Here is a 17,672-nt window from a genome sequence, read left to right as displayed (position 1 = left end):
TGCTTCGACAAGCTCAGCACGAACGGGAAAGGGGTGGTTCGGTCTTGCGATCTTGTGCAAAGCTGACGAACCCCTCCCCCGAAGGGGAGGAGATTCAACCTGTCAGTTGACGCTCTTGTCGACCAGCTTGTTCTTGGCGATCCATGGCATCATCGCGCGCAGTTCGCTGCCGATCTGTTCGATCGGGTGCGCGGCGGCGGCCTTGCGGCTGGCCTTGAGTTCGGGCTGGCCGGCCTGGTTGTCGAGAACGAAATCCTTGACGAAGCGGCCCGAGGTGATGTCGGCGAGGACGCGCTTCATCTCGGCCTTGGTCTCGTCGGTGATGATGCGCGGGCCGGTCTTGATGTCGCCATATTCGGCGGTGTTCGAGATCGAATAGCGCATGTTGGCGATGCCGCCCTCATAGAGGAGGTCGACGATCAGCTTGGTTTCGTGGAGGCACTCGAAATAGGCCATTTCGGGGGCGTAGCCCGCCTCGACCAGCGTCTCGAAACCCGCCTGGATCAGGTGGGTGATGCCGCCGCAGAGCACCGCCTGTTCGCCGAACAGGTCGGTCTCGCACTCTTCCTTGAACGTCGTCTCGATGATGCCGCTGCGGCCGCCGCCAACCGCCGAGGCATAGCTGAGCGCGAGCGCCTTGGCGTGGCCGTTGCCGGCATTGCCGCTCGCTTCCTGCGCGACCGCGATCAGGCAGGGGACGCCGCCGCCGCGCTGATATTCGCTGCGCACCGTGTGGCCGGGCCCCTTGGGCGCGACCATGAAGACGTCGATGTCGCCGCGCGCCTCGATCAGGCCGAAATGGATGTTGAGGCCGTGCGCGAAGGCGAGCGCGGCGCCGGGCTTCAGATTGTCGGCGAGGTCGTCATAATAGATTTTCGCCTGATGCTCGTCGGGGGCGGCGATCATGATGACGTCGGCCCAGGCGGCGGCGTCCTTGTTGGTCATGACCTGGAAGCCCGCGCCTTCGGCCTTCTTTGCGGTCGCCGAACCGGGACGGAGCGCGATCGCGACCTCGCGCACGCCGCTGTCGCGCAGGTTCTGCGCGTGGGCGTGGCCCTGGCTGCCATAGCCGACGATGACGACCTTCTTGCCCTTGATGAGATCCTGGTCGGCGTCGCGATCGTAGTAAACCTGCATGTCATTCTTCCCTATTCTTCTTTCGTCACCCCGGACTTGATCCGGGGTCCCGCTCAGCAACGGTGGAAAGCGGGACCCCGGATCGAGTCCGGGGTGACGGTGATTGAAACCCGATGCGTAAACCCTAAAGCGCCTCCGGCCCGCGGGCGATGGCGACGACGCCGGTGCGGCCGACCTCGACCAGCCCGCATTCGCGCATCAGCGCGATGAAGCGGTCGACCTTGTCGCTCGAACCGGTGATTTCGAAGATGAAGCTGGTCAGCGTCGTGTCGACGACCTTGGCGCGAAAGACGTCAGCCATGCGCAGCGCCTCGATCCTTTTGTCGCCGGTGCCCGCGACCTTGACCAGCGCGATCTCGCGTTCGACATGCGCGCCCTGGTCGGCGAGATCGATGACCCGGTGGACGGGGACGAGCCGGTCGAGCTGCGCGATGATCTGGTCGATGACCGCGGGCGGGCCCGAGGTGACGATGGTGATGCGCGACACCGCATGGTCGGCGGTGATGTCCGCCACGGTCAGGCTTTCGATATTATAGCCGCGCGCGGTGAACAGGCCGGTGATCTTGGCGAGTACCCCGGCCTGGTTGTCGACGGTGACGGCGAGCACATGGCGCTCGCCCGTTTCGGTGGTGATTTTCATGTCTTTACTCCCCCTCCCGCAGGCGGGAGGGGCCAGGGGTGGAGCGAGCGCAGCGAGCTTCTGCCGGTGCAGATGCCCACCCCGCTGCGACCAGGGAGCAAGCTCCCAAACCTCGCTGCCCCTCCCGCTTGCGGGAGGGGATATGAAAGCCGGAATGTCGCATCACACCAGCGCTTTCGCTTCGTCGTCCATCGTGCCGATGACGTCGCTCGGCTGGAGGATCATCTCGGTGTGCGCCGCGCCCGACGGGATCATCGGGAAGCAGTTGGCGAGCTTGGCGACGCGGCAGTCGACGATGACCGGGCCGGGCGTGTCGATCATGGTGCGGATGCCGTCCTCCAGCTCGCCGAGCGTATCGATGCGCAGGCCGGTCCAGCCATAAGCCTCGGCGAGCTTCACGAAATCGGGCAGGCTGTCGGAATAGCTGTTGGAATAGCGGCTTTCGTAGGTCAGTTCCTGCCACTGGCGGACCATCCCCATCCATTCATTGTTGAGGATGAAGATCTTCACCGGCAGGCGGTGCTGGCTGACCGTGCCCATTTCCTGGATGTTCATCTGCAGGCTGGCCTCGCCCGCGATGCAGATGACGAGGCGGTCGGGCCGGGCGACCTGCGCGCCGACCGCGGCGGGGAAGCCATAGCCCATGGTGCCGAGCCCGCCGCTGGTCAGCCAGCGGTTGGGGGCGGAGAAGCCGAAATGCTGCGCCGCCCACATCTGATGCTGGCCGACCTCGGTGGTGATGATCGGGTCGCGGCCGCGCGTCGCCTCGAACAGCGCCTTGACCGCGCGCTGCGGCATGATGTCGGCGTCGGGTTCCTTCTTCTCCGGGAAGTCGAGGCAGCGGGTCGCGCGCCAGCCGTCGATACGCCGCCACCATTCGCCGAGATCGCGCGCCTTATGGCCTTTTTCCTGCCACGCGGCGATCAGCGCGTCGAGCGCGCGTCCGGCGTCGCCGAGCACCGCGAGGTCGACGGGGACGATCTTGTTGATCGAGCTGCGGTCGATGTCGATGTGGATCTTCTTCGCGTGCGGCGCGAAGGCATCGAGGCGGCCGGTGACGCGGTCGTCGAAGCGCGCGCCGACCGCGATGATCAGGTCGGCACGGTTCATCGCCATGTTCGATTCATAGGTCCCGTGCATGCCGAGCATGCCGAGCCACTTCGGATCGTCCGCCGGAAAGGCGCCGAGCCCCATCAGGGTCGAGGTGATCGGCGCGCCGGTCAGGCCGACGAGCTGGCGCAGCGCTGCGCTCGCGTCCGGTCCCGCGTTGATGACGCCGCCGCCGGTGTAGAAGATCGGGCGCTCGGCCGCCGCGATCAGGTCGATCGTCGCCGCGATGGCGTCGGCGTCGGGCTCGACCTGCGGGCGATAGCTGTGATGCTCGATCAGCTCGGGCACGCTGTAGGTGCCGGTCGCGACCTGCACGTTCTTCGGAATGTCGATGACCACCGGGCCGGGGCGGCCGTGGGTCGCGATATGGAAGGCCTCGTGGATGATCGGGCCGAGCCGGTCGGGGTCCATGACCAGATAATTATGCTTGGTGCAGTGGCGCGTGATGCCCACCGTATCGCATTCCTGAAAGGCGTCGGTGCCGATCAGCGTCGTCGGCACCTGGCCGGTCAGCACGATCATCGGGATCGAATCGAGCAGCGCGTCGGTGATGCCGGTGACGGCATTGGTCGCGCCGGGACCGGAGGTGACGAGCACCACGCCCGGCTTGCCGGTCGAGCGCGCATAGCCCTCCGCCGCGTGGGTCGCCGCCTGTTCGTGGCGGACGAGGATGTGGCGGATCGTCGGGTGGTTGTAGAGCGCGTCATAGATGGGAAGGACTGCGCCGCCCGGATAGCCGAACACCGTATCGACCCCGAGGTCGACCAGCGCCTGAACCACCATGTCGGCACCGCTCATTTCCGTCACGACGAATCTCCTTTCCTGGCCCAGCCCGTGCGCGCGTCAGGGCGCGCTTGTGCGCTGCAACAGAATGGCGGGCAATAGGTGCATGATTCTATCCTGTCAACAGTCTATCACGTAATATTATTGCTATTTCCTTGATAGATTCGATGGATAATGATTCTCTTTGGCGCGGCCAGTCGGCCGAGAGCTGGTGGCGGAACCACGTGTACTGGCGCTTCGCATATTGGCGCGTCGCCGCCTGCGCCCGGTCGAGCGCCTCGTCGCGCGATATGTCGCCGCGCAGCCACGCCGCGATCTGCGGCACGCCGATCGCGCGCATGACGGGAAGGTCGGGGTCGAGACCGCGAGCAAGCAGCGCCTTGACCTCCTCGGCCGCGCCGGCCGCGAACATCGCCCCGAGCCGCGCGTCGCAGCGGGCGCGCAGCCACTCGCGCGGTGGCAGGAGGATGAGCGGGACGAGCGCCACCTCGTCCGCGATGCCGCCTTCGCGCGCGCGCTGCCAGTCGGCGAGCGGGCGGCCGGTTGCGCGCACCACCTCCAGCGCGCGGGCGACGCGTGCGGCGTCGGCGGGGGCGAGGCGCGCTGCGGCGGGGGCATCGAGCCGGGCGAGCGCGGCGTGGGCGTCGGCGACGTCCATTGCGCGCACCTCGGCGCGCACGGCTGGGTCGATCTCTGGCACCGGGGCGATGCCATAGAGCAGGGTGCGCAGATAGAGGCCGGTGCCGCCGACGAGGATCGGCACCTCATCATCCTCCCACGCTCGAGCGAGGGCGCGGCGGGCGTCGGCGGCCCAGCGTGCGGCGTTGCAGGCTTCGGCTCCGTCGATATGGCCGAACAGGCGGTGCGGCACTCCGGCCATCTCGGCCGGGGTCGGGCGCGCGGACAAGATCGCGAGATCGCGATAAACCTGGCTGGCGTCGGCATTCACCACTTGCGCGCGCCCCACCGCCTGCGCCAAAGCGACGGCAAGGGCGGACTTGCCGCTCGCGGTGGGTCCGGCGATAAGTGCGAGCCGAGGCCGCGAGGATGAAGAAGGAGATGCCATGTTCGTTGCGACGCTGATAGCAGCCGGAAAGCTGACGGGCGAGGTGGTGCGCGAGGCGATCGACCGCCTCGACGCGACGGGGCACGAGGTCGGCGCCCCGCACTGGCTCGACGAGGGCGATGCCGCCGATATCGTCTTTCACGGCAGCCTGGTCAGCGCGCGCGCCGAACTGGCGAAGATGGACCATGGCGCGCTCGACGTCATCGTCCAGCCGCTCGGCGACCGGACCAAGAAGCTGATCATCGCCGACATGGATTCGACGATGATCGGCTGCGAGTGCATCGACGAGCTGGCCGACTATGCCGGGATCAAGGCCGAGGTCGCGGCCATCACCCAGAAGGCGATGCGCGGCGAGGTCGATTTCCGCGGCGCGCTGATGGAACGCGTCGCGCTGCTCGGCGGGCTGGCCGAGGGCGTGCTCGCCGAATGCCGGATGGAGCGGGTGCGGCTGACCCGCGGCGCGCGCACGCTGGTCCAGACGATGAAGGCCTATGGCGCGCATTCGGTGCTGGTCACCGGCGGCTTCACTGCCTTTGCGGCGCCGGTCGGCGAGGCGATCGGCTTCGACCGGGTGGTCGCGAACGAGTTGCTGATCGAAGGCGGAAAGCTGAGCGGCAAGGTCGCCGAGCCGATCGTCGACAAGGATACCAAGCTCGAAACGCTGAAGAGCGAGGCGGCGAAGCATGGCCTGCCGCTCGCCGAGACGCTGGCGGTCGGCGACGGCGCCAACGACATCCCGATGCTGACCGCGGCGGGGCTCGGCGTCGCCTATCACCCGCATCAGGCGGCGGCCGACGCGGCCGACGCGGTGATCCGTCATCATGATTTGACCGCGCTGCTCTGGGCGCAGGGCTATGCGCGGCGGCAATGGGTGCTGGGGTAGCTTTCGAATAATCCTCCCCACGGCTGCGCCGCAGGGAGGATCGTCTATCCCGCCGCCGTCACCTGACGCAGCACCGCCGTGTAGCTGGGTGCGATGGTCATGGCGTCGTGCTTGCCGGCGCGGCCCAGGGCGGCATGGACCTGCGGCAGGCGGTAGCAGGGGACGCCCATGAACAAATGGTGCTCGGCGTGATAATTGACCCAATAGGGCGCCACCGTCGCGCGGGCGAGCCAGCCGGCGTGGGTGGTGCGCGCGTGGGTGAAGGGATCGTCGCTGCCGGTGGTCGTGCAGGCGTGCTCGGCGATGTTGCGGACGCGCAGATAAAGCTGGAAGGTCGTTGCCAGCGCCGCGAGCCAGAGCAGATACGGCGTCCAGCCGTAGAGGGTGAGCGAGGCGGCGAGCAGCACCGCCTGAACGAGCAGGAAGCGGCCGACCGCGCGCGTCACCGCCATCGCGCCGGCGATGTCGGCGGTCGGTGACGTCATGCCGTCGTCGGACTGCCTGTTGAACACCGTGCCGGCGCGGGTGCTGGCGCGGCCCTTTTCGGCCCGCTCGCCGCGCAGCATCGCCTTCAATCCCACGAGCGCATAGCCGAACTGCGCGACGCGCTGCTTGAAGAAGGTCTGGCCGGTGAGATCGCGCAGCACCTTGCGCCAGAGGCTGGCGCGCGTCGTCGGAAAGGGTTTCGACAGCGAGAGGTCGGGGTCCTCCGGTTGCTGCGTATATTTGTGATGCTGAAGATGATAGGTGCGATAGGCGATCAGGTCCGAGCCCACCGCGGCGCCGGTCAGCCATTGGCCGAGGAAATTGTTGAGTTTTCGGTTCGGATGCAGCGCGCCGTGCGCCGCGTCGTGCATCAGGATCGCGAACCCGAGCTGGCGGCCGCCGAGAAAGACGATCGCGAGCAGCCACGCGGCCGGATTCTGCGACCAGGCCGCAAGACCGACGAGTGTGAAGCTGACGATCCAGGCGTGTGCGACGAGCCAGATACCGCGCCACGACGAGGCGCGCGTCAGCGCCGACCATTGGGCGCGGTCGAAGAAGCGGTCGGGCGGCAGGAGGCGGACGGCAGGCATCGGGCGAGTGTAACAAGTTGCGAAGAGAAACTAAAGTGCTTCGATTGTGGGGATGAAGCCGATTGTCGATTATCCCCTCCGCATCCGTAGACGTCATTGCGAGCGGAGCGAAGCAATCTCCAGCAGGCGTCCCACCTTGTCGATGGCTGGAGATTGCTTCGTCGCGACGCTCCTCGCAATGACGAAGGGAGGCTACGGATGTCGCGGGGATAATCGCCGACCTGATCCGGGGTCCCGCTCAGCGACGCCGGAAACGCGGGAGCCCGGATCGACTCCGGAGTGGCGAAGCTTGTAAGATCGTGGCGAGGCTCATGAATGGTGCCCCGTTCTTAACCCGAAATATCCCCCATTTTGGCACAGCAATGGGGCGATTCATCCTTTGGAAATAAGGATTTGGAAACCCCTTTCTGCGAGGGCTCCAGCCGGGTCGAAAACAGCAGGATCGACGGATTTTGGCGGGGAAGGCGAATATCGTCCGGCAGCTTGCGAGCGTGGCGTCGAGCGACGAAACGCTGCTCGACTCGCCCGAATTCGTCGCCCGGCTGACCCGCGTCGCACAGCTTTGGCATTATGTGCTGATCGCGCGCACGCTCGCCTTCTTTTCCTTTGCCTTCTTTCCCGGCATCCCCGGATTTCTGACCGGATCGTGGCAGGGGCCGGTCATGGCGGCGGGGATCGCGTGCGACGTGGTGCTGACGGTGCTGGGGCAGGTGGCGCGGGTGAAGCGCGCGCGGTCGGCGCGGCAGTTGCGGCGGGCGGCGGCGCTCGGCATGGCGATGATCGCGCTCGGCACGCTGGCGAGCGCGGCCACAATGTTTGCGGCGACCGCGGTGCCCGACGGGCGTTTCTTCTTCGACGCCTTCACCGCGGTGCAGCTTGGCGCGATGCTGGTTGCGGCCTCGGCCTCGGCGATCGCGCGGCCGGCCTTCTTTGCCTTTGCCGGCGCGGCGGCCTTCGGCGGGGCGATCGGCGCCGCATCCTGGCCCTTCGCGCTGGCGGGAATCCTGTTCCTTGCGCTGCTGATCGTGATGATGCGCGAGGATATCCGTCACCAGCGCCGCGCGACGCGGGCGCGCCGACAGGCGGTCACCGAACAGCAGCGCGCGATGGGTCTGCTGCGCGAATTCGAGCGCGCCGGGCGCGGCTGGTTCTGGGAGACCGACCGCTATGGCCAGCTCGTCTATATCTCGCCGACCGTCGCGGCGAAACTGGGGCGGCCGCTGGACGAACTGCTCGGCCGGCCCTTTACCGAGATCATCAAGAAGCGCATCGGCAACGACGAGAATGAAGAGCGCACGCTGGGCTTCAGCCTGTCGTCGCGCACGCCGTTCAACGAGCTGATGGTGCGCGCCGCGGTGCCGGGCGAGGAGCGCTGGTGGTCGATATCGGGCCAGCCGATCGGCAACGCGCTCGGCCATTTCCAGGGCTTTCGCGGCAGCGGCACCGACCTGACCGAAAAGAAACGGTCGGAGCGCGAAATCAACCAGCTTGCGCGTTACGACACGCTGACGGGCCTTGCCAACCGGCTGCACATCACCGACCTGCTCGAACGCGCGCTGCGCAACCATATGGGGCAGCCGCAGCCCTGCGCGCTGCTGTTGCTCGACCTCGACCGCTTCAAGGCGGTCAACGACACGCTCGGCCATCCGGTCGGCGACCAATTGCTCCAGCAGGCGGCGGGGCGGCTGACCCAGATCATCGGCGACAAGGGGCAGGTCGGGCGGCTGGGCGGCGACGAATTCCAGATCGTGCTGCCGCAGATCATCCAGGCCGAGAAGATCGCGAGCATCGCCAATGCGATTATCCTGAGCCTCGCCAAGCCCTTCGCTATCGAGGGCGAGCAGGTGCGGATCGGATCGTCGGTCGGCATCGCGGTCGCCGACGGCGCGGCGGTGAGCGCGGCGGCGCTGGTGCGCAACGCCGACCTGGCGCTCTATGCCGCCAAGGACGCGGGGCGCGGCGTCTATCGCTTCTATGCCGACGCGATGCACGACGAGGCGAACGAGCGCAAGGCGATCGAGGATGCGCTGCGCGATGCGCTGGCGCGCGGCGAGCTGCGATTGCTCTATCAGCCGATCGTCGACGTCTCGCGCGAGCGGATCACCGGTTTCGAGGCGCTGATCCGCTGGGAGCGCGACGGCGGCGGGGTGAGCCCGGCGAAATTCATTCCCATCGCCGAGGAATCGAACCTGATCGTGCCGATCGGCGAATGGATCATCCGCACCGCCTGCGCGACGATCGCCAAGCTGGGGTCCGGCTATCGCGTCGCGGTGAACGTGTCGCCGCGTCAGTTCGCCAACGACAAATTGCCCGCGACGATCCTGAGCGCGGTGTCAGCCGCCGGGATCGCGCCCGAGCAGCTCGAGCTGGAGATCACCGAGGGGGTGTTCCTCGACGAAAGCGCCGAGAATCTGGCGATGTTCCAGCGGCTGAAGCGCACCGGGGTGCGGCTGGCGCTCGACGATTTCGGTACCGGCTATTCGGCGCTCGGCTATCTGAAGAAGGCGCCGTTCGACAAGATCAAGATCGACCAGAGCTTCGTGCTCGGCGCCGCCGACGCGGACAGCATGAACGCGGCGATCATCTCGTCGATCGTCGGCCTCGCGACCGCGCTCGGCATGGAGACGACCGCCGAGGGGGTCGAGACGCACGACGACCTGGCGTTGATCCGGCGGCTGGGTTGCAGCCATGTCCAGGGCTATATCTATGGCCGACCGATGAACCTGGATGGGGTGCTGGCGCTGATCGGCGAGGGCGGTGGGCGCGTCGTCGCGCAGGGATATCAGAGCGCGCGCGAGCCGCGGCGACATATCCTGCGGCGGATCGAGGTGACGAGCGGCGGCTATCGCTATGACGCGAACGTGCGCAACATCGCGTCGGGCGGGGCGCTGATCGAAGGGCTGTGGAATGTGCCGCCCGGCGCGGCGCTGACACTGGATTTCGGCGGGGGGACGCGGCTGGAGGCGACCGCGCGCTGGTCGGACGGCAACCGAGTCGGGGTGCAGTTCGCCGAGACGATCGAGGTCGAAGCGCTGATCGGGGCCGCGGGATCGGGTGCCAAGGGGCGCCGCGCGGCATAGCGGCATAAAAGAAGGGCCGGCAAGGCCAGCCCTTCAGTTGGTCTTCCGGTAACCGAAAGGATATTACCAGAAGAAGTCGTAGATGACGTCCACCACTTGGCCCGAATAGATGTCGACGAGCAGCGCGTCGTCATAATAGCGGACCCAGCGATAGCTGCCGTAGGCGGGCGGCAGACGATAATACCAGGGGTCGTTGATCCAGTAGCGCTCGCCGTAGAAGAGCGACCCCAGGGTGAAGCCGATGCTGAATCGCGTGTAGCGATGGTTGCGGTACGGCGAATAATAGCGCGGCATGCGGTAATAGCTGCGGTGCGCCTGGCGGTAATTCCGCCAGTCGTAGCGGCGGTCATGCCGCCAGTCGCGGCTCCAGTTGCGACGATCGCTGCGATTGCGGTCCCAACGACGGTCGTTGTCGCGGTCCCAGCGATGATCGTTGCGCCGATCGTTCCGGTCCCAGCGGCGATTGTCATTGCGGTTCCAGTCGCGGCCATCGCGGCGGTCGCCCCGGTTCCAATTCCGATTGTCGTTCCGATTGCGGTCGCGCGTGTCGCGCCGGTTGCGATCCGCCCAGTTGCGAGTTTCGCCACGGTTCCGGTCGACCCGGTTGCGATTCTCGCCGCGGTTGCGATCGGCCCAGTTGCGGTTCGTGCGGGTTTGCGGGCGCTGACGCTCGACGTGCGAGCGTTGGCGCTGCACCTGCGGCCGTTCGCGTCGGACTTGCGGACGGGTCTGGCGCTGTTGCACCCGCGGGCGCGATTCGCCGCGATGATTGCGCTGCGCATTCTGGCTGCGCGAATGATCGCCGCGCTGCGCATTGTGGGTGCGGGGGCTGTCGGGCCGCGCGAAGGCCGGGCCGAGCGGGGTGAGGATGGTCGCCGCCATCAGCAATCCCCCGAAAAACTTCTTCATCGTGCCTGTCTCCATTCCATGTCCCATGGGCCGAAGAGACCAGCCGGGAGCTTGGGACAAGTTATAGGCCTGGCAAGATGATCGGGTGCTGAACCGCATTGTTGCCTGCGGTTCAGCTTGCACCTCACGAACCCGGCGGCGCGCGCATCGCGGGGACGGCGCGCGCGGCGTCCTCTGGCCGAATGCCGGGCGGCGGGGCGGCGGCGATGCGCTCCTCGCCGCGCAGCACCCGCCCGGCGCGGCGCACCGCGGCGCGGATGCGCGGATAGGTGCCGCAGCGGCAGATGTTGGTGATCGCAGCGTCGATCTCGGCATCGCTGGGGCTGCTGTTGCCGCGCAGCAGCACCGCCGCGGCCATGATCATCCCCGACTGGCAGAAACCGCACTGCGGCACCTGTTCGGCGACCCACGCCTGCTGCACCGGATGGCTGCGGTCTCGCGACAGACCCTCGATCGTCGTGACGAGGCGTCCCTCGCACTCGGCGATGGTGACGAGGCAACTGCGGATCGCCTCGCCGTCGATGTCGACGGTGCAGGCGCCGCAATCGCCGGTGCCGCAGCCATATTTGGTGCCGGTCAGGTTCGACGCATCGCGCAGCGCCCACAGCAGAGGCGTTTCGGGGTCCATGCGATATTCGACCGGCCGGTCGTTGACCGAGAATTTCGTCATGCGATCCGCAATAGCGAAACGGCGAGATTAGTCACGCCAACTCGTGTCGATCTTGTCGACCTTGCGCACCATCGCGTCGAACTCGGCCTTGCCCGCGCCGCCGGGAATCTGTGCCTGATAGAGGTCGCGCTGGTGGACCTTGACGACATCGTCGCCGATCAGGATCGGCTTGCCCATACTCATCGTCGCGAGCTGGATCTCGCAGGCGCGCTGGAGCGCCCAATATTTGATGAACGCTTCGGACAGGGTGCGACCCATGACGACGGGGCCGTGGTTGCGGAGCATCAGGATGCGCTTGTCGCCGAGATGCTCGAGCAGCCGTACGCCTTCCTCCTCGCGCACCGTGATGCCCTCGAAATCATGATAGGCGATCTGGCCCATATAGTTGCAGGCATAGAAATTGGTCGGCTGCAGTCCGCCCTCGAGCGCGCAGACCGCCATCGTTGCGGTCGTGTGGGTGTGGATGATCGCGTGCGCGTCGGGCAGTTCGCGGTGGAACAGGCTGTGCTGGACGAAGCCCGCCTTGTTGACGTGCCACGGATTGTCGGCGTCGACCTTGTTGCCGTCGATGTCGATCTTGATCAGGCTCGACGCGGTGACCTCGCTGAAATGCATGCCATAGGGGTTGATGAGATAGCTGCCGTCCTCTTCGGGCACCTTCACCGTGATATGGTTGAAGATCATCTCGTCCCAGCCCATCATCGCGAAGATGCGATAGCAGGCGGCGAGTTCCTGCCGCGCCGTCCATTCGGCTTCGCTATATTTGCTGTTGCGCTTGAGCTGGGTCGCCATCGGATATCCTCTTTTCGCTATCGGTTTCGTCCTGCTACCTATGCCACAGGGGAAGGGGACGGCACAATGGCGGAGCGCCCGGCCGGGTACGTGCGACGGCCTGCCACGCGGGGGCTTGCATTTCGGCGCGAATCTCTCTAGTGGCGCTCCATCGGACGCCCGCGTTTTCGCGGCGCTCTTTTTATTGCCCGAATATCGGTGGCCAGCGGCGAACCGGACTTTTCCCGGAACCGCAGGCCGTCCGACGAACAGGAGACGACACGGCGTATGCAGATCATCGTTCGCGACAATAATGTCGACCAGGCCCTTCGCGCGCTCAAGAAGAAGCTGCAGCGTGAGGGCGTGTATCGCGAAATGAAGCTGCGCCGCCACTATGAGAAGCCGAGCGAGAAGCGCGCGCGCGAACGCGCCGCCGCCGTCCGCCGCGCCCGCAAGATGGAGCGCAAGCGGATGGAGCGCGACGGGATCAAGTAGCCGTCCATCCCGTTCGGGATCCTGATTCGAGAAACGGGCGCTGCGGCAACGCGGCGCCCTTTTTCGTTGGGGAAGGGGCGGACGGCGGGACACGGCGGTCAGCATTTCATAACCTTGTCATTCCCGCGAAAGCGGGAATCTCGTGTAGGGCTAGCCAACGCACGCTCTGGATTCCTGCTTTCGCGGGAATGACAAGGGTGGGCGAGTGGCCGCTTCCCACCCCGAGGACATGTGACCGTCGCCGCCAACTTCCCGCTGGACCGCTTGCGTTCCGTCCGCCTATAGGCGTGCCCGACATTCGCGCCCGCGGGCGCCAGCGAAGGATCAGCGACGATGAGTGTGACGACGGTTCCATTGCGCCCGGTAGGCAAGGGCGGGCTGTGGCTGCTGTGGATCGGCGTGGCGGCGCTGCTTGCGATCGCGGCGGGCGTCGCCTGGTCGCAGACCCGGGTGAACGGTTTCGAAGTCGTCAAGGCGGGTGAGGGGCCGAGCCCGACCGACGAGGATATCGTGCTGATCAAATATACCGGCCGCCTGTCCGACGGTACGGTGTTCGACCAGCAGGAACAGGCGCCGCTGCCGGTCGCCGGCTCGGTCCCGGGCTTTTCGAAAGCACTCAAGAAGATGCAGCGCGGCGGCAAGTACAAGATCGTGATCCCGCCCGAGGAAGGTTATGGCGAGCAGGCCGCCGGGCCGATCCCGCCGAACAGCACGCTCTATTTCGACGTCGAACTGCTCGATTTCCGCAATGCCGCCGAGGTGCGCGCGATGATGCAGCAGATGCAACAGATGCAGGGCGGCCCGGGTGGCCCGCCGTCGGACGCGCCGCAGCCGTAGGCGCGCACGGCGACGACTGCCGTTTTATCTCAAGGGCGCGATTCCCGGCCGCCTTTCTATTCCGTCTTCGTGCCTCTGTGCGCGTTCCCGAAAATCTCGCACGAGGGCACGAAGGAAAGCGTCATTCCCGCTTTCGCGGGAGTGACGAGGAACGGGAGCGGCGAGCCGTAAATCTGCAACACCCTTTTTCCGTTCGCCCTGAGCTTGTCGAAGGGCCGTTCTTTCCTTCGGGCGTCGCAAAGAAGGACGGTGCTTCGACAAGCTCAGCACGAATGGGAGTTAGGGCGGTCCGATAGACGGACGAGCGACGGCTATGCGGGCTCGGGGCGCGGCGCCGCTTTTCGTTTCGGCTGGTCCGCCGCATTGCGTTCGGCTTCGCGTTCGAGCGCGACCTTGATCATCGCGACGATCGGATCGGCGAGGAAGAGGCCGAGGATGCCGAGCAGAGTGCCGAGCAGGATCTGCGCGGCGAGGACGAGCGCGGGGGCGAGGTCGACGGTCTGTTTCGCGACCATCGGCACGATCAGATAGCCGTCGACCGTCTGGACGATGAAATAGATGGCGATCGCCCACAGGCCGGTGTCGGTGCCCGCCGAGAAGCCGACGAGCACGAGCAGCACGCCCGACACGATCGCGCCAATATTGGGGATGAAGGCGAGCAGGCCGGTGAGCAGGCCCATCAGCGCCGCCATCGGAATGCCGACGGCGAGGCAGGCGAGCCAGGTGCCGACGCCCTCGACCGCCATGCCGAGCAGCCGCCCCGCCATCAGCCGGCGCAGCGTGAAGCCCATGCGGGCGGTGGTGATGTAGAAATCCTCGCGCGCCTTCATCGGCAGCATCCAGGCGACGCCGCGTTCGTAGAGACGCGGCTCGATCGCGAGGAAGATGCCGAGCACCATGATCATGACGACACTGGTCAGCGCGCCGACGACGGTGCCGAGCGCCGCGGTGACGCGCCCGACGGTGCCGGCGAGATTGTCGGTGATCGTCTTGGTATCGAGCTGGAGATTGCCCATGCCGTGATCGCTTGCCCAGGCGGCGATGCGTTCGACCTGCGCCATCACGACCTTTTGCAGCGTCGCCGCCTGGTCGGCGATCTGCGAGCCGGCGAACATGACGGTCCAAGCCATGAAGGCGATGATCGCGAGGCAGACGATGAGCAGCCGCCAGCCGCGCGCGATCGGCAGGACGCGGCCGAGAAGGCGGGTGCCGCCGTCGAGCATCGACGCCATGACGATGCCGGCGAAGATCAGCAGGATCGGCTGGACGAGGATAATGCAGGCGCCGACAAGCAGCGCGAGGCCGACCCAGACGCTCGCCTTGATCAGTTCGGTGCGGACGAGCTCGGTGCGGATTTCGGTGGGGCCGGGGGCGTCGTCGCCGACCTTGGCGCGCGCCTTTGCCTGTTCCTTCTGCTCGGCCATCGCTTCACTCCCTGTCCGCGCCAGCGTCACGCGCGGGCCGGAGATCGGTTCCCGCACGGCCCGAACGCAGCGCGGTGAACCAGCTTAGCGGATTATACCATTTCACGCTGCCGTCGGTCGAAAAGCTGATGAATTCGGCGCGGCCCGCGATCACGTCGAAGGGAACGGGGCCGCCGAGCCCCTTGGCATAGACAGGGACGCGGCTGTCGGCGCTGCCGTCGCGGTTGTCGCCCATCAGGAACAGATGATCCGCGGGCACCTCAATCGGGCCGTAATCGTCTGTGACATAGCCCGGACCCATGTCGATCGTGTCGAAGGTCGCGCCGCCGGGCAGCGTCTCGCGCACGACGGGGAGCTCGAGCACCGCGCGGCCGTTCGCGTCGCGGGTGACGAAACGGAAGAGGTTCGAATCGGGGCCGGGGAGATTGGCGTCGACCGGGATCGACAGCATCGGCTGCACCTCGCGCCGGATCGGCTTCCCGTTGATGATCAGCGCACCCTGCCGCAGCTCGATCGTGTCGCCGGGCAGGCCGATCACGCGCTTGATATAGTCGATCCGCGTTACCGGATGTTCGAGCACGACGATGTCGCCGCGTTTGGGCAGCGTGCCGAACAGCCGCCCCTTCACCTTGGGCGCGAGGTGGAAGCTGACCGAAGCGTAGGACCAGCCATAGGGATATTTGCTGACGATGAGTTGATCGCCGTTGCGCAAGGTCGGCATCATCGAATCGGACGGGATATAGAAGGGCTTGGCGACACAGCTATGGATGCCGAGCACGAGCAGCAGGATCACCACGATGTCGCGGACCAGCTTGCCCCAGCTTCCCTCGTCGGCCGCTTTCTTCTTCTTCGCCATCATTCGTCCCGGATCGCTTCGATGATGACGAAGGCCTGCGCCCAGGGATGATCGTCGGTCAGCGTGAGGTGGATATGCGCGCTGTGCCCCGGCGGGACCATCTGCGCGAGCCGCGCCGCGGCGCCGCCGGTCAGCGCGAGGGTGGGAGCGCCGGAGGGGGCGTTGACGACGCCGATGTCCTTCATGAAGACGCCGCGTTTGAAGCCGGTGCCGACGGCCTTGGAGAAGGCCTCCTTGGCGGCGAAGCGCTTGGCATAGGTGCCGGCGCGGGTGAAGGGACGGCGTGCCGCCTTGGCGCGCTCGACCTCGGTGAAGACGCGTTTTTCGAAGCGCTCGCCGAAGCGGTCGAGCGAGGCCTGAATACGCTCGATATTGCAGAGGTCAGAGCCGAGGCCGATGATCATGACGGTCTCGACAGGCCGTCACCCCTGCGAAAGCAGGGGTCGCAGGAAGCTTGCCGCGCCGGCGCGGGGATGAACCGACAGCGGCCCCAGCTTTCGCTGGGGCGACGATGGGTGTTTCGGCTCACCCTCTCGCCTCGTCCATCAGCTCGCGCATCCGGCGCACGGCGCTTTCCAGCCCGGTGAAGATCGCTTCGCCGATCAGATAATGGCCGATGTTGAGCTCGGCGAGCTGGGGGATGGCCGCGACGGGGACGACATTGTCGTAGGTCAGGCCATGGCCCGCGTGCGGCTCGATGCCGTTCTTCCACGCGAGCGCGGCGGCGTCGGCGAGGCGGCGGAGCTCGGCGGCGCGGTCCTCGCCCTCGGCACGGGCATATCGGCCGGTGTGGAATTCGACGACCGGCGCCCTGAGGCGCATCGCCGCCTCGATCTGGCGCGGGTCGGGCTCGATGAACAGGCTGACGCGGATGCCGGCGTCGGAGAGGCGCGCCACGATCGGGGCGAGGTGGTTGTGCTGGCCCGCGGCGTCGAGCCCGCCCTCGGTCGTGCGCTCCTCGCGCTTCTCGGGCACGATGCAGGCGGCGTGCGGCGCGTGGCGCAGCGCGATGGCGAGCATCTCCTCGGTCGCGGCCATTTCGAGATTGAGCGGCAGGTCGGTCGCGACCTGGATGCGCGCGAGGTCGTCGTCGCGGATGTGGCGCCGGTCCTCGCGCAGGTGCGCGGTGATGCCGTCGCCGCCAACCGCCGCGACGATCTCTGCCGCGCGCACCGGGTCGGGATGGTCGCCGCCGCGCGCGTTGCGGATCGTCGCGACATGGTCGATGTTGACGCCGAGCCGCAGCCGCGCGCCGGGGGCGAAGGGGGCGGTCATGCCGCCGCGCGGCTTCCGGGCTTCACCGCCGGACTGGCGGCGAGATGGTTGGGCAACTCGCCCGGCGCATAGGTCGGGAAGTTGATCGCGACGAGTGGATAGAAGGGCACGCCGAGGTCGACGCTGCCCGCCGAGCGGTCGACGAGCGCGGCTTCGGCGACGACTTCGCCGCCGGCGGCGCGCACCGCCTCCATCGCCTCGCGCGACGACAGGCCGGTGGTCACGACGTCCTCGACCATCAGCACTTTCGCGCCCGCTTCGATCGCGAAGCCGCGGCGCAGCTCGAAGGTGCCGGTAGGACGCTCGACGAAGATCGCCGGCTTGCCGAGGGTGCGACCCATCTCGTGCCCGATGATGACGCCGCCCATAGCCGGCGAGACGACGAGGTCGATCGCGTGCCGCAGCTCGCGCGGCAGCTTGGCGGCGAGCGCCGAGGCGAGGCGGCCGGCGCGGTCGCTGTCCATCAGGACGCGTGCGCATTGCAGGTAATATTCGCTGTGACGGCCCGAGGAGAGGAGGAAATGCCCGTGCAGCAGGGCGTCGGCGGCACGGAACTCGGCCAGGATGTCATCGTCGGTCATGGGAGAATGATGTCTTTTGTCCAAAAGGCGGTCGCGGTCGGCGGCCGGTTCGTGCGGGGCGGATTTGCCCGCTGCAAAA

Annotated in this window: 17 protein-coding genes; 4 read left to right on the top strand and 13 right to left on the bottom strand. The window is 66.9% G+C overall.

Annotation, left to right across the window (positions count from 1 at the left end):
* Positions 1-102: 102 nt before the first annotated feature.
* The 4 genes from ilvC to miaA form a co-directional block, all read right to left on the bottom strand.
* Positions 103-1,137, bottom strand: coding sequence for a ketol-acid reductoisomerase (ilvC, locus tag FHR21_RS08890; RefSeq protein WP_184097354.1), 1,035 nt, complete (start codon positions 1,135-1,137; stop codon positions 103-105).
* A 124-nt stretch (positions 1,138-1,261) separates the two neighbouring features.
* On the bottom strand, positions 1,262-1,777 hold the full coding sequence (ilvN, locus tag FHR21_RS08885; RefSeq protein ID WP_184097352.1) for an acetolactate synthase small subunit: 516 nt from the start codon (positions 1,775-1,777) through the stop codon (positions 1,262-1,264).
* A 162-nt stretch (positions 1,778-1,939) separates the two neighbouring features.
* A complete protein-coding gene (gene ilvB, locus FHR21_RS08880; protein WP_184097350.1) occupies positions 1,940-3,694 on the bottom strand; it encodes a biosynthetic-type acetolactate synthase large subunit in 1,755 nt (584 codons plus the stop codon).
* An 88-nt stretch (positions 3,695-3,782) separates the two neighbouring features.
* Positions 3,783-4,736, bottom strand: coding sequence for a tRNA (adenosine(37)-N6)-dimethylallyltransferase MiaA (gene miaA / locus FHR21_RS08875; protein ID WP_184097348.1), 954 nt, complete (start codon positions 4,734-4,736; stop codon positions 3,783-3,785).
* On the opposite strand from miaA, the gene serB reads away from it, so the two are divergent.
* On the top strand, positions 4,735-5,619 hold the full coding sequence (gene serB / locus FHR21_RS08870; protein WP_184097346.1) for a phosphoserine phosphatase SerB: 885 nt from the start codon (positions 4,735-4,737) through the stop codon (positions 5,617-5,619). The genes miaA and serB overlap by 2 nt on opposite strands.
* Before the next feature lie 44 nt (positions 5,620-5,663).
* On the opposite strand, the gene FHR21_RS08865 is transcribed toward serB, so the two are convergent.
* A complete protein-coding gene (locus FHR21_RS08865; protein WP_184097344.1) occupies positions 5,664-6,695 on the bottom strand; it encodes a fatty acid desaturase family protein in 1,032 nt (343 codons plus the stop codon).
* 452 nt (positions 6,696-7,147) lie between these two features.
* Here FHR21_RS08865 and FHR21_RS08860 point away from each other — a divergent pair, with 452 nt between their 5' ends.
* Positions 7,148-9,775 (top strand): EAL domain-containing protein, encoded by a 2,628-nt coding sequence (locus FHR21_RS08860; RefSeq protein ID WP_184097342.1) that lies wholly within the window; start codon positions 7,148-7,150, stop codon positions 9,773-9,775.
* A gap of 63 nt (positions 9,776-9,838) precedes the next feature.
* Here FHR21_RS08860 and FHR21_RS08855 read toward each other — a convergent pair whose 3' ends face one another.
* From FHR21_RS08855 to FHR21_RS08845, 3 genes are all read right to left on the bottom strand, one after another.
* Positions 9,839-10,684, bottom strand: coding sequence for an RcnB family protein (locus tag FHR21_RS08855; protein ID WP_184097340.1), 846 nt, complete (start codon positions 10,682-10,684; stop codon positions 9,839-9,841).
* Positions 10,685-10,808: 124 nt separating this feature from the next.
* A complete protein-coding gene (locus FHR21_RS08850) occupies positions 10,809-11,354 on the bottom strand; it encodes a (2Fe-2S)-binding protein (RefSeq protein WP_184097338.1) in 546 nt (181 codons plus the stop codon).
* 27 nt (positions 11,355-11,381) lie between these two features.
* Positions 11,382-12,146 carry a class II aldolase/adducin family protein gene (locus tag FHR21_RS08845; protein WP_184097336.1) on the bottom strand — a complete coding sequence of 255 codons (765 nt, stop codon included), beginning with the start codon at positions 12,144-12,146 and terminating at the stop codon, positions 11,382-11,384.
* Positions 12,147-12,413: 267 nt separating this feature from the next.
* On the opposite strand from FHR21_RS08845, the gene rpsU reads away from it, so the two are divergent.
* Positions 12,414-12,620: a 30S ribosomal protein S21 gene (gene rpsU / locus FHR21_RS08840; RefSeq protein ID WP_003047635.1), complete on the top strand. Its 207-nt coding sequence runs from the start codon at positions 12,414-12,416 to the stop codon at positions 12,618-12,620.
* A gap of 333 nt (positions 12,621-12,953) precedes the next feature.
* Positions 12,954-13,457 (top strand): FKBP-type peptidyl-prolyl cis-trans isomerase, encoded by a 504-nt coding sequence (locus FHR21_RS08835; RefSeq protein WP_184097334.1) that lies wholly within the window; start codon positions 12,954-12,956, stop codon positions 13,455-13,457.
* 311 nt (positions 13,458-13,768) lie between these two features.
* Here FHR21_RS08835 and FHR21_RS08830 read toward each other — a convergent pair whose 3' ends face one another.
* From FHR21_RS08830 to pyrE, 5 genes are all read right to left on the bottom strand, one after another.
* Complete coding sequence (locus FHR21_RS08830; protein WP_184097332.1) at positions 13,769-14,881, bottom strand: AI-2E family transporter; 1,113 nt, start codon at positions 14,879-14,881, stop codon at positions 13,769-13,771.
* A gap of 4 nt (positions 14,882-14,885) precedes the next feature.
* Positions 14,886-15,737: a signal peptidase I gene (gene lepB, locus FHR21_RS08825; RefSeq protein WP_184097330.1), complete on the bottom strand. Its 852-nt coding sequence runs from the start codon at positions 15,735-15,737 to the stop codon at positions 14,886-14,888.
* On the bottom strand, positions 15,737-16,141 hold the full coding sequence (gene acpS, locus FHR21_RS08820; RefSeq protein ID WP_184097328.1) for a holo-ACP synthase: 405 nt from the start codon (positions 16,139-16,141) through the stop codon (positions 15,737-15,739). The genes lepB and acpS overlap by 1 nt, the downstream gene beginning before the upstream one ends.
* Before the next feature lie 121 nt (positions 16,142-16,262).
* The gene (locus FHR21_RS08815; protein WP_184097326.1) at positions 16,263-17,012 is read right to left on the bottom strand and encodes a pyridoxine 5'-phosphate synthase; all 750 of its coding nucleotides are present in this window, start codon (positions 17,010-17,012) and stop codon (positions 16,263-16,265) included.
* Entirely contained in the window at positions 17,009-17,593 is a 585-nt protein-coding gene (gene pyrE, locus FHR21_RS08810; protein WP_184097324.1) for an orotate phosphoribosyltransferase, read from the bottom strand. Before pyrE ends, FHR21_RS08815 begins: the two co-directional genes overlap by 4 nt.
* Between the last annotated feature and the right edge of the window lie 79 nt (positions 17,594-17,672).

It is taken from the genome of Sphingopyxis panaciterrulae (assembly GCF_014199295.1).
In the GTDB taxonomy this organism is placed as follows: Bacteria; Pseudomonadota; Alphaproteobacteria; order Sphingomonadales; family Sphingomonadaceae; genus Sphingopyxis; species Sphingopyxis panaciterrulae.
Note: the sequence above shows the minus strand (reverse complement) of the source record. Positions and strands in the feature narration are given on the sequence as shown.